Origin of the sequence: Mycobacterium attenuatum (genome assembly GCF_900566085.1) — a bacterium.
GTDB classification, from domain to species: Bacteria; Actinomycetota; Actinomycetes; order Mycobacteriales; family Mycobacteriaceae; genus Mycobacterium; species Mycobacterium attenuatum.
This window is the reverse complement of the sequence record NZ_UPHT01000107.1, coordinates 54525-67459: the sequence shown is the minus strand read 5'-3', so window position 1 is coordinate 67459 and position 12935 is coordinate 54525. Positions and strand designations below refer to the sequence as shown.

Sequence of the window (12935 nt, the reverse complement as noted above, 5' to 3'; positions counted from 1 at the left end):
ACGCAAACCAGTCCTGCACCTGCCCAGCCACTGGCCCTGGGAACCTGCATGGCTTGCCCTGTGGCACAACACAATCGGCAGGCAATACACTGCTTGACCACCGCAACCCGACCCGACGACCGGAAGCCAACAGGAAAAGCTGGGCAGACCAGCGGTCGTCGCATCCCTACCACGCCACAAATCAAGATCAAAAATCAACAATTCACGCCACAACGTCCATCCGTGGATCGAGGCTTAGTCTTCAAGCTGGCTATTCCGGCCGGCGACATGCACGCGCGGCTTACCATGGCCGGCATGATCACTACGCGGGTAATCGGTGTTGGCGAATATCAGATCAGCACCGAGGAAGCCGGCGTGATCAATGCCCGCTATATCTCTTTCGGCTCGGCTCAGTCCGGCTCGGCTCGGTCCGGCGGCGGGATCGGGTCGGGGCGGGCCACGGGAGATACCTCGAACGGATTCCCGGGCGACTATCGTGTCCAATACTTCGACGCCGCAGGTGAATTGACCGGGGACCTGGACTTGCGGATCCAGCGGACCGGGGCGTCGTATCGGTTGACCTGGCGGCACCGTTCGCACATTGTCAGTCTGCCCGCGGCGGTCGGCGAAGTGGTATTCGAAGGCATCGGTTTTGCCAACGGAGAGCGGTCCATGGCCATTGCCTATTGGATGGCGGAACGAGTGTCAGCGGCGATCGAGCGCCGGCCGTTGCTCTGAAGCGAACCACCGGGAGGCACGTTGAAGCACAGTTTTTTGGTGCTCGTCGTCGCTGTGGCACTGGCCGTGGCGGCCTGTGGCGAAAGGACGCATCCGCGGCTGTGGGGTGCGTTCACCGAACGCGGCCTGAGCAATGTCCCGATGAAGCCCGGCATCAACGTTCGCGTCTTCAACGACGTGAACCTCGACGCGCACGGCTACATCAAATACGACAAGTCGAACGGATACCTGACGCTGCAGCCCGGGACGTATCGAATCGATGGCTGGTCGCTGACCTCGTTCGGATTCAAGCTGACGCCCGAGCAGCAGGCGGCCGTCTTTTCGGCTCCCGGCTATGCGTTCTTCTGGAATGTCGACCAGCAGAAGATGGAGATCCTGGGTTCGCTTCAAGATCCCCGCTATTCGCAGCAGAGCATCATCAGCGGTGTACTCACGCTGCGCAAGACGACGAACTATTTCTTCGGCCATCAGAACGGTGCCAAGGTCGACGGAATAAGCCTGCAGCTCTACGATCCCAACATCAAAATGCCCGACGGGCAGGTCTCGACCAACCACGCATTCGCACAGCTGGTTGTCGAGCGGCTGTAGCGTCGCGAAACGCATTGAGCCGCAGCAAGGTCGACGTGAGCGCCCAGAAGTTCGAGTCCGCGTCGCGCTGCGGCGGCGCAAGCGGTCGCCGGCGCCCGCGGCATACCGTCCCCGGGCATCCGCGCCATGTCCGACGGCCCCGGCGACCCGTTGAACCTGCCAGGTTTTCCGTTCCAGTTCTTCCTCAACAAGCAGATCGCGGCCGAAAATGCGGCGCTGGTTGCCCAGGCGTTTCTGCGGAGCTGGGCCGGCGCGTGATGCTCAGGACACTCCGGCGCCCCGGCCAACCGGACGAGTCGGGTCCGAACTCCACTCAGACCACGAACCCGGATATAGCGCTGCCTGGCAACCCAACGCGGCGAGCGCGGCGACGATCACTGCGGCGGTGATGCCCGACCCGCAGTAGGCGCCCACGGCCCCGTCGCGATCGATGCTGCGGCCGGACAACACCTGGGCGAGCGCGTCATCGTCGAGAAACGTTCCGTCGCAAGCTAACACGGTGGCACTGGGCAGGCTGATCGCGCCGGGAATGTGACCGGCTACCGGGTCGACCGGTTCAACCTCGCCGCGAAAGCGTTCCGGCGCGCGTGCGTCGAGCAGCGTCACGTTCCCCGTCCCGCATTGCTGCGCCGTCAAGGTGGACCGGCGCCCGGCAGACAAATCATCATGGCGCACCGCGACATCTCCGGACCGCGGTACCACCGCGCCGGTCTCCAACGGCTGTTGGGCCGATTGCCACGCCGTCAGGCCACCGTCGAGGATGCGGACGTTCTCAATCCCGGCCGCGGTGAGCAGCCACCATGCTCGCGCCGAACCGGCCCGTTCCCAATCGTCGTATGCCACAACCAGGCCGTCCTGCCGAATACCCCATCGGCGCGCGGCCACCTGAAGGCTGCGCCCTGAGGGCAGCGGATGACGGCCCCGGCCGGCGACGGTATGGTCGCTGAGTTCGTCTTCCAGCGAGACGTAGACCGCTCCGGGCAGGTGGCCCAGCAGATAGGCCGAATGCCCGTCGGATCGGTCGAGTCGCCAGCGCACGTCGAGAATGGTTACCGGCTCCTGTGTCCTGATCAGGTTGGCCAGCTCTGCGACACTGATGAGCACCTGGTTTCTTGGGTTCACCGGTTCACCCTGTTGTCGCTCCTGGTCACCGAGGGGGTCAGTCGAAGTCGACAACGAGCCTAGTGCGTAGCCGGCTGAACCCGGCCGGATCGCCGGATTGGCCGGCGGGCGGGCGCAACGGGCGATACCGTGATGAGACCGTCGAAAGTAGGTGAACCAGTCCGGTGTCGCGGTGGCTTCTCAATACGTTGACGACGTGGCTCACGGCAGCTGTGGCTTTGGTCGCGACGGCGTTGCCGGCCGAGGCGGTACCCAACACGCAATGCACGCTGGCAACGCCGGTCCAGGAGGTGCACAGGGTGTCCCAGTTGCCGCCGGAGCTGATCACACTGCTGCCACCCATTGCCGACATCGGTGCGCCCTTCAACAAGACGGATGCGGTCACCGATCCCACGCTGCCCTTTCGGCGACTGATTCGTGCCGGCAACCGCGGCGCCGAATGGTTCGTCTGGTACGAGCACGGCGGCCTCGCATACTTCTGGCAGGCAGTGGTCGTGCGCGTCGTACCTGGCTCGGAGACAAAGGTATTGGTTAACGCCGGCACCATCTCCGACGCGTTGTGCGGCCTCACCGACGGAGTCTTCGCCGGCACCGTTCCGCCGTATCCGCAAGGCACCTGGGCCGAGTCTGGTTACTGAGCCTTTTCGATGTTTCCGGCGTCGGCGAGACGGTGCTGAATGCGTGCGGGTGGCTGTGGAATTGCGGGTGGCTGAGAACGCCAGAAATCGCCCGCGCCGGCCCCAGCGCCCAGCTAGTATCCGGCGTGGCCGCGCGATGCGGCAATTTCGACAGAGAGGGACACCTCATGGGACTAGTCATCGGCGTCGTCGTGGCAATCGTGGCAGTCGTCATTGTGCTGCTGGTCATGGTGATCGCCGGCTACAACGGTCTGGTTCGGGCGCGCAACGCCTACAAGAATGCGTTCGCCCAGATCGAGGTTCAATTGCGTCGGCGCTTCGACCTGATTCCCAATCTGGTCGAGACGGCGAAGGCGTACATGGCTCACGAGCGCCAAACACTGGAGGCCGTGGTCAATGCCCGCAACATGGCGATGGCGGGTCTATCGGCGGCCCAGGCGAACCCGGGGGATCCCGCTGCGATGCAACAACTCTCGGCCGGGCAGCAGCGGCTCGACGGCGCGCTGGGCCGGCTCATCGCGGTCGCCGAGAGCTACCCCGACCTCAAGGCCAACCAGACCATGATGCAACTTTCGGAGGAGTTGACCTCGACGGAGAACAAGGTGGCGTTCTCCCGGCAGGCCTACAACGACGCGGTCATGAGCTACAACAACCGCCGCGAAACGTTCCCGGGCAACATCTACGCGGGCATGTTCGGCTTCACCGCGGCAGCGCTGCTGGAGATCCCGCCGGATCGCCCTGAGATGCGCGAAGCGCCGCGGGTCCAGTTCTGACGCAACGATCGGCGTGAACTTCTTCGACCACCAGCGCGCGGCCCGGAGCAGCACCCTCAAGCTGGTATTGCTGTTCATCGTCGCCGTCGTGGCAATGGTTGCTTTCATCGACGCCGCTGCCGCGGTGGCGATGACCTACCAAAGGGCCGACCCTTCAGCGGTGTTCGGCGTCGTCGTCGGCGTCACGGCAGTAACGCTGCTGATCATCGCGGGCGGCATGATCACCAAGACGGTCGCGCTGCGGCAGGGCGGGGCGGCCGTCGCCGCTTCGGTGGGCGCCGTCCAGGTCGACCCGACGAGTTCTGACCCGCAGCTGCGCCGCCTGGTCAACATCGTCGAGGAAATGTCGCTGGCATCGGGGGTGCCGGCGCCGCGCCTGTTCGTTCTGGCGGGGGAGCCTGGCATCAATGCGTTTGCCGCCGGTTTCACGCCCGCCGACGCGGCGATCACGGTGACCAGCGGCGCCTTGGCCCAGCTCAACCGCGACGAGCTGCAAGGCGTGATCGCCCACGAGTTCAGTCATATCCTCAACGGCGACATGCGGCTGAACATCAGGCTGATCGGGCTGTTGAATGGGATTCTGCTGATTGGCCTGACTGGCATGCGGGTTCTGCAGTTTGGCGGCGGCCGCGGCAGCAGTTCCAAGAACGGCGCGCCGATCTGGATGGTCGCGCTCGCGATGATGGTGCTCGGCTTCATTGGGGTGTTCTTCGCCAACATCATCAAGGCGGCGGTGTCCCGCCAGCGCGAGTGGCTGGCCGACGCCTCCGCGGTGCAGTTCACCCGTCAGACCGCCGGCCTGGTCGGGGCGCTGAAGAAGATTGCGGGCGTCGCGTCCGGGTCGGCGCTGCGTGACGCCCGCAGCGCCACTGAAGTCAGCCATATGCTGTTCGGCGAGGGCCGTCGGTCGTTTCGCGCGTGGTACGCGACGCATCCACCGCTGGAGGACCGGATCAAGGCGCTCGACCCGAGCTTCGATCCGCGTGAGATCGCCGACCTGAAGCAGCGGTACGCCCAACGGTTACCCGACGGGATCGCCGAGGATGCGATGGCCGGATTCGCCCCGGTCGGACGGGCGGCGGGGGTACGCGCGGGCGCCGAACCGGTCGCCGCGCCGACAGGGCCGCGCGGGGCGGGTCGACGCAGCATCAATCCCGAGCAGGTGGCCGACCGTGCCGGCACCCTCACCCAGGCCGACCTGCTGCACGGGGCGGCGCTGCACGCCACACTCCCACCAGAGGCGCGCCGCCTGGCCACCCAGCCCAGCACCGCCCCGGCCGCGATCATCGCGCTGCTGCTGGCCCGTTCCGGCGATCCGCAGCAGGCCCGCCAGCTCGCCTCGGTAGCGCAGCGGCTCGGACCCGCCGAGGCGCAGTCAGCTGCTGCGCTGGCGCACACCATGGCGGCGTTGCCCGCCGAGCTACGCCTACCACTGGTCGACCTGGCCGTCCCGCAGCTCGCGGCCCACCCGCCCGCGTACCGGGACGCGCTGTTGGCGGTGCTCAACGAGCTCGCCGTCGCGGACGGCTCGGTGTCGATGTTTGAGTACGGCGTGACGCGCCTTGTCTGGAGCTACCTGCAGGACGCGGCTAATCCGCACCGCCGGAGCAAGGTCGGCAATGGCTCGCTGGACCAGGTGCGGCCGACGGTGACGACGCTGCTGGCCACGCTCGCGGTTGCCGGCGCCGGCGACCAGGAGACCGCTCGGCGGGCGTACGACGGTGCGCTGCGCCGGCTGTACCCCGACGCGGCGCCTGCTCAACCGAGGGATATGACGTGGCAACAGGCGCTCGACCAAGGCTGGGCCGGACTGGACGGCCTGGCGCCCAAGGCTAAGCAAGCGCTGGTGGAAGCGATGGTCGTGGCTGTGACCGCTGACGGCACCGTGACCACGGCCGAGGCCGAAATCCTGCGCGCGGCATGCGCATTGATGCACGTCCCGCTGCCCGCATTGCTCGCATGACCGGTCAGGTGAAGGTCGTGCCGGTGTTAGTGTGGCCGCGCCAATATCCCGAGCACCGGTGGATTCCGGGATTGGCTGTAAGGACACGGGTGCGGCGCCAGGCCGTGGCGCTGCTAAGGCCCAACGGCGCCACCGCGCTCAGCAACTGCTGACAAGAATCGCGTTACTCAGTTCGGCGCCCCGGCGACCGGCCACGAATTCGGCGATGTTATTGAACGTGATGTCGGCGATATTGCCGAGAGCTTCCCAGGTCAGGAAGGCCTGGTGGCCGGTGATGAGAACGTTGCCAAAACTAATAAGGCGTGCAAGTACGTCGTCGGTCATGATCTCCGCGGAGAAATCCTCGAAGAAATAAGCCTCCTCTTCCTCGTACACGTCGAGACCGGCGGCGCCGACGATGCCGGATTTCAGGCCTTCGATGAGTGCGACCGAGTCGACGAGCGCGCCGCGACTGGTATTGATGAGGATGACGCCGCGCTTCATGCGCGCGATGGTATCGGCGTTGATGAGGTGGTGTGTGTCGCAGGTGAGTGGCGCGTGGAGGCTGATCACGTCGGCCTGCGATAGCAGGTACGGCAGCGGGACGTACTCGATCCGGTTCTCGTCGGCGAACTGCGCGTCGACAGCGGGGTCGTGGGCAAGTACCCGCATCCCGAACCCGCGGAGAATTCTGATCAGGCACTTGCCGACTCTGCCGGTGCCGACGACGCCGGCGCACTTGCCGTGGAGGTCGGTGCCCACAAGACCGTCGAGCGAGAAGTTCCCCTCCCGGACGCGGATGTAGGCGCGGTGTGTCTTGCGGTTGAGGGTGAGCAGCAGCGCGGCGGCGTGTTCGGCGACGGCGTGGGGCGAGTACGCCGGTACGTGTACTACACCGACGCCCAGGCGGCCCGCGGCTTTGAGGTCCACGTTGTTGTAACCGGCGCAACGCATGGCAATGAGGCGTACCCCCGAATCGCGCAGTGCCTCGATAACCGCGGCGTCCAGCCGATCGTTCACAAAGGGACAGACGACGTCGCTACCGGCGGACAGGCCAACGGTGTCGGAACTCAGGCGGGTCTCGAAGAATTGCAGAGCGTAATTGCGCCAGTTGTGATCGCGGAAGCAGGCTTCGACGTACGGCTTGCTGTCGAAAAAAGCAATCTTCAGACGGGTGTCTGCTCCGCCGGAGCTCAACGACGGGGTAAACGACCGTGCCCGGTGCAGGTCCCGGCTCATCACAGCGAACAGAACGGTGGCCAGTTGGGGATGCGACACGAGCAGCGACCGGAAATCACCGGCATCGAGTGTCCACGCCTCCACGGCGCCGCGCGCCATGACACTGGCTGAGCGCACCTTTTCCTCGAAGATGCTGGTCATGTCCATGACATCGCCGGGCCCGCAGGTGTTGAGCGTGACCGGCACCCCGTGATCGCCCGTCGTCACCACCGCGACGGTCCCGGCGCTGACGATAAACATCCGATCTCCCACGTCGCCTTCGCGGCACAGGAACTCGCCGTCCGCGAAACGGGCGAGGCTGACTTTGGCGGCGATCGCCGCAAGTGCGTCATCGTCGAGACCGGCGAACAAACGGCTGCGCTTCAGCGAGGCCAACCCGGGGCCCACGGCTGCGGTCATAGACTGGGATTCCCTTTCTGCTTGAAGCGCTCCTAAGTCGCATCAGGCGGCGATGCAGGCCGAATTTGGTTCGCGAAAGAATCCGCGACCAGGTGCGGCTGTTCTCTCAGCGGTGTACGAGGCTCGTTTGGAGATTCAGCTGAACGCAACTATGCGATGCAACCGCTCTCTGCGCAAAACGATTGCCATGCAACCGTCGCCCCTTACAGTCAGCGCTTCCGCCATTCGAATACAGATGTCACCTACGCATGCGGATCGAGTGACAGCTCCAAATTAAACCATTTAACGCTGGGCCTTTCGGGCAGGCAGGAATAACCTTGCAGACACACCGACCGGGAGTCAATTCAAACTGTCGATGAAACAATAATGACGGTTTATATCCAAGGTGTGGCCCACTGACTGTGTGATCCGCAATTGGCGGGCCGCCATGATCGGTGCTCTGCCGTTCGGATCGTCACTGCCAGGCTTCCCAGGTGATCATGGACCGCATCGGTCCGGCGAATACCGGCCGCACCGCCGCTGATCGCCAGCGTTCTGCGACAACCGGCGCCAGGGCATCGGCCATGGCCAGCGGATCGTCGTCGAGGTAGATGACGGTGATGTACTGCGGATCGGTCCGCCATCCGTGGGGCAGCGGATCCCATGCGTTCGTCGAACCGAAAGTCCAGACTCCAGCTGTGCCGGGTACTGCCAGCAGCGCCGGAAAGTGTTCGGCGCGAAGCCATTCCAGCCATCGGTCGGGGCGCCCGTCGGTGGGTTCTTCGATGATCAGCAGCACTCCCCGGTGCGGCCGGAATGGCACCACTTCATGGGAAACGAGCGCGCGCGGCGCGGCTTGCCACTGCAACAGCCGCAGACCCGCCACTTCCAAAAGCGGCCGCATGACCGGCATCCGGCCGTTCTCCCGCAGGGCACGGCCCAGCGCCACGAAGTCGTCGAATGTCTGCCGAACGGGGTCGCCGACGAGGTAGTGCACGGCATTACCGATCTCACCCAGCGGCCCGTCGCCCGCCAACCGGTGGTCGGGATATACGCCGTCGGCAACCCAGCGCAACCCGTACACGATGCCCGGCAGTTGGAATTGTTCCGGCAGGTGATCGAGCAGGTGCCATCGCAGATAACTGCCGTCGTCGCCGGGCGGTGTGACGGCGGTGAGGCTGAAAATGCCTGCCCTGACCCGGTTCACGCAGCGGCCAGCTCGGCGAGGGCCTGCAGACTCTCCAGATAGTGCTGCAAGCAGGTGTGGACGAACGTGGCGGCGATGGTCGTCGCCCCGTGCTCGGACATCTCGGCAAGCATGTCGCGGGTCCGTTGCGGCTCGCCGATGGGGTCCAGCGGTGCAGCGGGGGTAAGCACAACTTCGAAACTGGGCCGAAGTTCGAAGCGGCCCAACCAGTCTCGGGCTTGGTGCAGGCTCACGCCAAAGGGGGTCCAGCCGTCGGCCAGCGTAACGGCACGCCGCAGCGACCGCAGCGTGCGTCCGCCGACCCAGATGGGCACGTGCTGCTGGACGGCGCACGGGTCGACGACCATGCCGCTGAAGGAATAAAACTCGCCGTGGTAGGCGGGCTCGGGCACCGACAGTGCCGAGCGCAGCGCCCGCAACGCATCGTCGGCCCGGGCACCGCGGCCTGGGAACGGGGCGCCGATGAGGTCGAACTCCTCTTTGAGGCTGCCGATGCCCACACCGAGGATGAGCCTTCCGCCGCTGACCGTGTCCAAAGTGCCGTAACGCTTGGCGATTTCGAGCGGGTGGTGATAGGCGAGCACCACTACGTTGGTGGCCAAGCGGATCTGCCGGGTGCGCGCGGCTAGGTAGCCCAAGGTGGCCAGCGGATCCCAATAACGCGTCCCACGGCGCTGGCCCTCGGCCGCCGGCAGGGCGATGTGCTCGCTACAGGTCAGATGGTGGTAGCCGAGCCGGTCTGCGGCTTCGGCGATCTGTGTCAGCTCGTCGATGGCGGCGTGTATTTCCCAGTCGGAGCTGACCCCGGGCAACATGGTCACCACCGGTGTGGCTATCGCCAGCTTTGCGGTCGCGGCGCTCATCGCGATAAATTCTAACAGTGCTCGGATTGCTTTCTCATGTTGATCGAATCGAGGTAGCTCATTGACGTCCACGCAACGGCTTGGCTACGGCGAACTGGACCGCACTCGGGTGGTGGCATGCCTGTACAGCCTGGCCCGGCGGGTCGGTGTCCAGCAGGTGACCATGCGTGAGCTCGCTTCCGAGCTGGGAGCCGCGGTGCCATCGGTGTACTACCACGTCCCGGGAAAGCAAGCCGCGCTGGATCTGCTCGCCGAGGCGGTGCTGGCCGACATCCCCGAACCCGAAGCCGGGTCCTGGGACGCCCGGCTCATCGAGCTCTATTGTGCTGCAAGGGAAGTGATGATTGACGTCCCCGGTATCGCCGGTGTCTTGCAGACCAGTGGTGGCGGGGAGCGGGCGCGCCGCCTGGACAAGGTCAGCCGCGCGCTTCTCGCTGAAGCCGGGCTCACCAAAGGCGTTGCCAGCGCGGCACATACGGTGTTGTATACCTATCTGCTCGGCTCGATCAGTTTGCACGAGTCCCGCGGTAAGCGTCAGCCCGCATCGCGGTTCCGGGCCGGGCTCGAGGTCATCATCGCCGGTATCAAGGCGCGCGCGGAGCATCGATGAGCACCCCGAAGCTCAGTTCCTTGATTGTCGAAAACCAGGACAGCACGGCCGGGCGGGATGCCGCCGTCGTGCTTAACCCCGACACGTATCTCGCCGGGGCCCCGTTCGACGCGTTGGCCAGGTTACGGGCGCACGCCCCTTTGCATCCGATGCAACTGTCCGGGCTACCCACCACGTGGTTGTTGACCCGGCACTCCGATGTGCGACTGGTCAGCCGCGACAGTGAAACGTTCGCCAGCAGCACGGGAAACACCTTGGTGACTGTTGAGGCGGCGCCCACCTCGGCCATGCTGCCGGGAATCGATCCGCCGCGACATGTTCACTACCGCAAGCTGATCAACCAGGGCTTCACCGCTCGCAATGTGCTGCGCCTGGAACCGCGAATGCGCCAAGTCGCCCGCGACATTGTCGCCAACATCGTAGACAAGGGCGAATTCGACGCCGTCACAGACATTTCCGCGGAGATGTCGCTGCAGGTGATCGCCGACATTCTGGGTGTGCCTGCCGAAGACCGGATGAACGTTTTCCGCTGGAGCAACGCGATCGGGAGTCTGGGAATCGAGGATCCCGACTACGCTCCGACGCCCGAGGCCCTCGGGCAGGCGGCTGCCGAAATGTTTGCCTACTGCGGTGAATTGGTCGCGCACCGGCGAAAGCACGGCCTCACTGACGATATCGTGTCGGCGCTGGTGGCCGCCGAGGTCGACGGTGACCGGCTCAACCGCCACCAGCTCAATGAATTCTTCCTGCTGCTGGCGATCGCCGGCAACGAGACCACCCGCAACACACTCAGCCACGGCATCCTGGCGCTTTCCGAGCATCCCGACCAGCAGGCGATGCTGGCCCGTGATCGTGAGGCGGTCAAGCCCGCCGTGGAGGAGTTGCTGCGCTGGGCCACCCCGGTGATGCACTTCCGCCGCACCGTCACTCGCGACGTCGTGATCCGCGGCCAGCGCATCCCGGCCGGCGACTGGGTGCTCATGCACTACCTTTCGGCCAACCGTGACGAGGACGTGTTCGAGCGAGCCTCCGAATTCGACATCACCCGCACGGATACCGACCATGCCGCGTTCGGCGGCGGGGGAGTGCACTTTTGTCTGGGTGCTCGGCTGGCCCGTCTGGAGCTGCGGGTGATGCTGGAAGAGTTGTACCCGGACGTGCCCGGCCTGAAGGTCACCGGGCCGCCCGACCGGTTGCGATCCTCGTTCTTCCACGGGATCAAACGGCTGCCGTGTGCGGTGGGCTGAATTGCGCCGGGAAAGTGGGCCGCTTCTGGTGAACCGCCGACGCCGGCGGGGGAGTTTCGCGGGCCGCTGTCGGTCGCAGCCATCAAATCACTTGTGTCTGTGTGGTTTCTGCCGTCTCACGGCGGCGGTTCAATGTCGGTGGCGACACCGATAGGATCCCTCCGGCGCACCCGAGCGGGCCAAACCCGCATCAACACCAGCACCCGCGACGGCTCCTCCGCACAGCCAAAGACGACGACGACCGCTAAGAAATAGGTCTGCGTGACGTGGAATTGCGGGGTCCGTGGTGCGAAACTCCCACAAGTCGAGTGAAGTCTCGGTCGCTGGCATGTGCTCGCCGCGGCGTGTACCCGAACCCGTTATGGCTGGCTGCTTCTCGAACGCGTCTTGTCCAAGTTGAGGCGCATGCCTCATGTGGCCCAGACAGCCGCGGGCCGATGATCAGGGGGTCATGTTCAGCCCGGCCGTAACTACCGTAAGGAGTACGCGATGAACACCATCTCGACGATGGGTACCGGACATCAGCGGCTGCCGGACGGGTCGCTGCTCAGGGTCGACATCGAGTTGGGCCGCTGGGTGGGCAGTCTTTACACGCCCGACATGCGAGTAGTAAAGCGAATCCTGGGTAGTGAATTCGAGGTTCACGCATGGGCCGATCGGACGATGGGGTGTACGTGACGCGCAATCGAAGCTGCCATCAACCCGGAATGAGACCGCACGTTGACCCGCACCATCAGGTGCTGTGAGTAGGCCCGCGAGAAGCTCGGCGGCGAGCAGGTGATGCCCTGCGATCGGGTCTGTGACGATGTGCCCGACCGGTTGGGGCTGCGCTTCCGCGAGCCCCAACCGGGACTTTCCCGAGGGTTTTCGGCGGCAACGGCACCGAGGCACTGCGAATTGCCGTGACCGACTTGCGCTTCGATTCAATCGAAGACCACGTCGACGATGACGTCGGTCGGGTTGGTCACCACGTCGTAGACCGCGGAGCGCTTCTGTGACTGGGCGACCAGCGCTCTGATCTCCTCCGCGGTAGCGTCAGCGTCAATCCGATAGGTCACCTTGATGCCGTTGAAACCGTTGCGGACGGTAGGGTCCGCGCCGAGGATGCCGAGAATGTCTTCCCTGGCCTCGACGGCCGCCTGCACCGAACGCAACTGAATCCCACGCCGCTGCGCAATTGACGCGATACCGGCGGTCAGGCAGCCGCCGAGCGCGACCAATACGTATTCGACCGGGGCGGCGCCATTGTCGTCTCCGGCGAATGCCAATGGGTGATCGACGTCGTAGGTGAAGACGCTCTGGTGGCGCTGTTCTGTTCCCAAGCCGTAGAACGTATCGACGGTGGCCCGACTGTGTGTGCCACCGACCCAGTTATGCGTGGTACGCCAAGTGAATTGGGCAAGTTCTGGCTTCTCGGCAAGTGCGGTGCGGGCATCCAGCAGGACGTCGACATTGACTCCATTGTTGACAGGAGCGTTCATCGTGGTCATGGTTTCCTCTCTCGGTGTTTCCCATTGTTTTTTGGGGCCGGTGCGTGCCGGTGGACGAGGGCGTAGCGGTTGCGGCCCAGGACCTCGCCCGCGGACGGAGCCGTTTCCCGTCGGCTACTGC

General features: G+C 65.0%; 14 protein-coding genes. 9 read left to right on the top strand and 5 right to left on the bottom strand.

Annotated features, from left to right (window positions below; translation table 11 throughout):
* The first annotated feature begins 222 nt into the window (after nucleotides 1-222).
* From EET13_RS17890 to EET13_RS32340, 3 genes are all read left to right on the top strand, one after another.
* Nucleotides 223-717 carry a hypothetical protein gene (locus tag EET13_RS17890; RefSeq protein WP_244603977.1) on the top strand — a complete coding sequence of 165 codons (495 nt, stop codon included), beginning with the start codon at nucleotides 223-225 and terminating at the stop codon, nucleotides 715-717.
* Between the two features lie 39 nt (nucleotides 718-756).
* The gene (locus EET13_RS17885) at nucleotides 757-1305 is read left to right on the top strand and encodes a hypothetical protein (protein ID WP_244603976.1); all 549 of its coding nucleotides are present in this window, start codon (nucleotides 757-759) and stop codon (nucleotides 1303-1305) included.
* 126 nt (nucleotides 1306-1431) lie between these two features.
* Nucleotides 1432-1563 carry a hypothetical protein gene (locus tag EET13_RS32340; RefSeq protein WP_280177722.1) on the top strand — a complete coding sequence of 44 codons (132 nt, stop codon included), beginning with the start codon at nucleotides 1432-1434 and terminating at the stop codon, nucleotides 1561-1563.
* Nucleotides 1564-1566: 3 nt separating this feature from the next.
* Here EET13_RS32340 and EET13_RS17875 read toward each other — a convergent pair whose 3' ends face one another.
* On the bottom strand, nucleotides 1567-2427 hold the full coding sequence (locus tag EET13_RS17875; RefSeq protein ID WP_122443532.1) for a sulfurtransferase: 861 nt from the start codon (nucleotides 2425-2427) through the stop codon (nucleotides 1567-1569).
* 164 nt (nucleotides 2428-2591) lie between these two features.
* On the opposite strand from EET13_RS17875, the gene EET13_RS17865 reads away from it, so the two are divergent.
* From EET13_RS17865 to EET13_RS17855, 3 genes are all read left to right on the top strand, one after another.
* On the top strand, nucleotides 2592-3065 hold the full coding sequence (locus EET13_RS17865; protein ID WP_244603975.1) for a hypothetical protein: 474 nt from the start codon (nucleotides 2592-2594) through the stop codon (nucleotides 3063-3065).
* A 167-nt stretch (nucleotides 3066-3232) separates the two neighbouring features.
* Complete coding sequence (locus EET13_RS17860; protein ID WP_122443529.1) at nucleotides 3233-3838, top strand: LemA family protein; 606 nt, start codon at nucleotides 3233-3235, stop codon at nucleotides 3836-3838.
* Between the two features lie 13 nt (nucleotides 3839-3851).
* Complete coding sequence (locus tag EET13_RS17855) at nucleotides 3852-5801, top strand: M48 family metallopeptidase (protein ID WP_122443528.1); 1950 nt, start codon at nucleotides 3852-3854, stop codon at nucleotides 5799-5801.
* A gap of 138 nt (nucleotides 5802-5939) precedes the next feature.
* On the opposite strand, the gene EET13_RS17850 is transcribed toward EET13_RS17855, so the two are convergent.
* The 3 genes from EET13_RS17850 to EET13_RS17840 form a co-directional block, all read right to left on the bottom strand.
* Nucleotides 5940-7418, bottom strand: coding sequence for a D-lactate dehydrogenase family protein (locus EET13_RS17850; RefSeq protein ID WP_122443527.1), 1479 nt, complete (start codon nucleotides 7416-7418; stop codon nucleotides 5940-5942).
* Nucleotides 7419-7872: 454 nt separating this feature from the next.
* Nucleotides 7873-8604: a hypothetical protein gene (locus EET13_RS17845; RefSeq protein ID WP_122443526.1), complete on the bottom strand. Its 732-nt coding sequence runs from the start codon at nucleotides 8602-8604 to the stop codon at nucleotides 7873-7875.
* Nucleotides 8601-9467, bottom strand: coding sequence for a TIGR03619 family F420-dependent LLM class oxidoreductase (locus EET13_RS17840; RefSeq protein WP_122443525.1), 867 nt, complete (start codon nucleotides 9465-9467; stop codon nucleotides 8601-8603). The genes EET13_RS17845 and EET13_RS17840 overlap by 4 nt, the downstream gene beginning before the upstream one ends.
* 61 nt (nucleotides 9468-9528) lie before the next feature.
* Here EET13_RS17840 and EET13_RS17835 point away from each other — a divergent pair, with 61 nt between their 5' ends.
* The 3 genes from EET13_RS17835 to EET13_RS17825 all read left to right on the top strand — a co-directional run bounded on the left by EET13_RS17835 (nucleotide 9529) and on the right by EET13_RS17825 (nucleotide 12002).
* Nucleotides 9529-10077: a TetR/AcrR family transcriptional regulator gene (locus EET13_RS17835; protein WP_122443524.1), complete on the top strand. Its 549-nt coding sequence runs from the start codon at nucleotides 9529-9531 to the stop codon at nucleotides 10075-10077.
* Nucleotides 10074-11324 (top strand): cytochrome P450, encoded by a 1251-nt coding sequence (locus EET13_RS17830; protein WP_122443523.1) that lies wholly within the window; start codon nucleotides 10074-10076, stop codon nucleotides 11322-11324. The genes EET13_RS17835 and EET13_RS17830 overlap by 4 nt, the downstream gene beginning before the upstream one ends.
* Before the next feature lie 489 nt (nucleotides 11325-11813).
* The gene (locus EET13_RS17825; protein WP_122443522.1) at nucleotides 11814-12002 is read left to right on the top strand and encodes a hypothetical protein; all 189 of its coding nucleotides are present in this window, start codon (nucleotides 11814-11816) and stop codon (nucleotides 12000-12002) included.
* 245 nt (nucleotides 12003-12247) lie between these two features.
* Here the strand turns inward: EET13_RS17825 and EET13_RS17820 are convergent, their stop codons facing one another.
* Complete coding sequence (locus EET13_RS17820) at nucleotides 12248-12805, bottom strand: OsmC family protein (protein ID WP_244603974.1); 558 nt, start codon at nucleotides 12803-12805, stop codon at nucleotides 12248-12250.
* Between the last annotated feature and the right edge of the window lie 130 nt (nucleotides 12806-12935).

Coding starts and splice junctions, on each gene's coding strand:
- EET13_RS32340 (WP_280177722.1), top strand. CDS start 1,432: ATGTCCGACGGCCCCGGCGACCCGTTGAACCTGCCAGGTTTTCCGTTC.
- EET13_RS17860 (WP_122443529.1), top strand. CDS start 3,233: ATGGGACTAGTCATCGGCGTCGTCGTGGCAATCGTGGCAGTCGTCATT.
- EET13_RS17850 (WP_122443527.1), bottom strand. CDS start 7,418: ATGACCGCAGCCGTGGGCCCCGGGTTGGCCTCGCTGAAGCGCAGCCGT.
- EET13_RS17840 (WP_122443525.1), bottom strand. CDS start 9,467: ATGAGCGCCGCGACCGCAAAGCTGGCGATAGCCACACCGGTGGTGACC.
- EET13_RS17830 (WP_122443523.1), top strand. CDS start 10,074: ATGAGCACCCCGAAGCTCAGTTCCTTGATTGTCGAAAACCAGGACAGC.
- EET13_RS17825 (WP_122443522.1), top strand. CDS start 11,814: ATGAACACCATCTCGACGATGGGTACCGGACATCAGCGGCTGCCGGAC.
- EET13_RS17820 (WP_244603974.1), bottom strand. CDS start 12,805: ATGAACGCTCCTGTCAACAATGGAGTCAATGTCGACGTCCTGCTGGAT.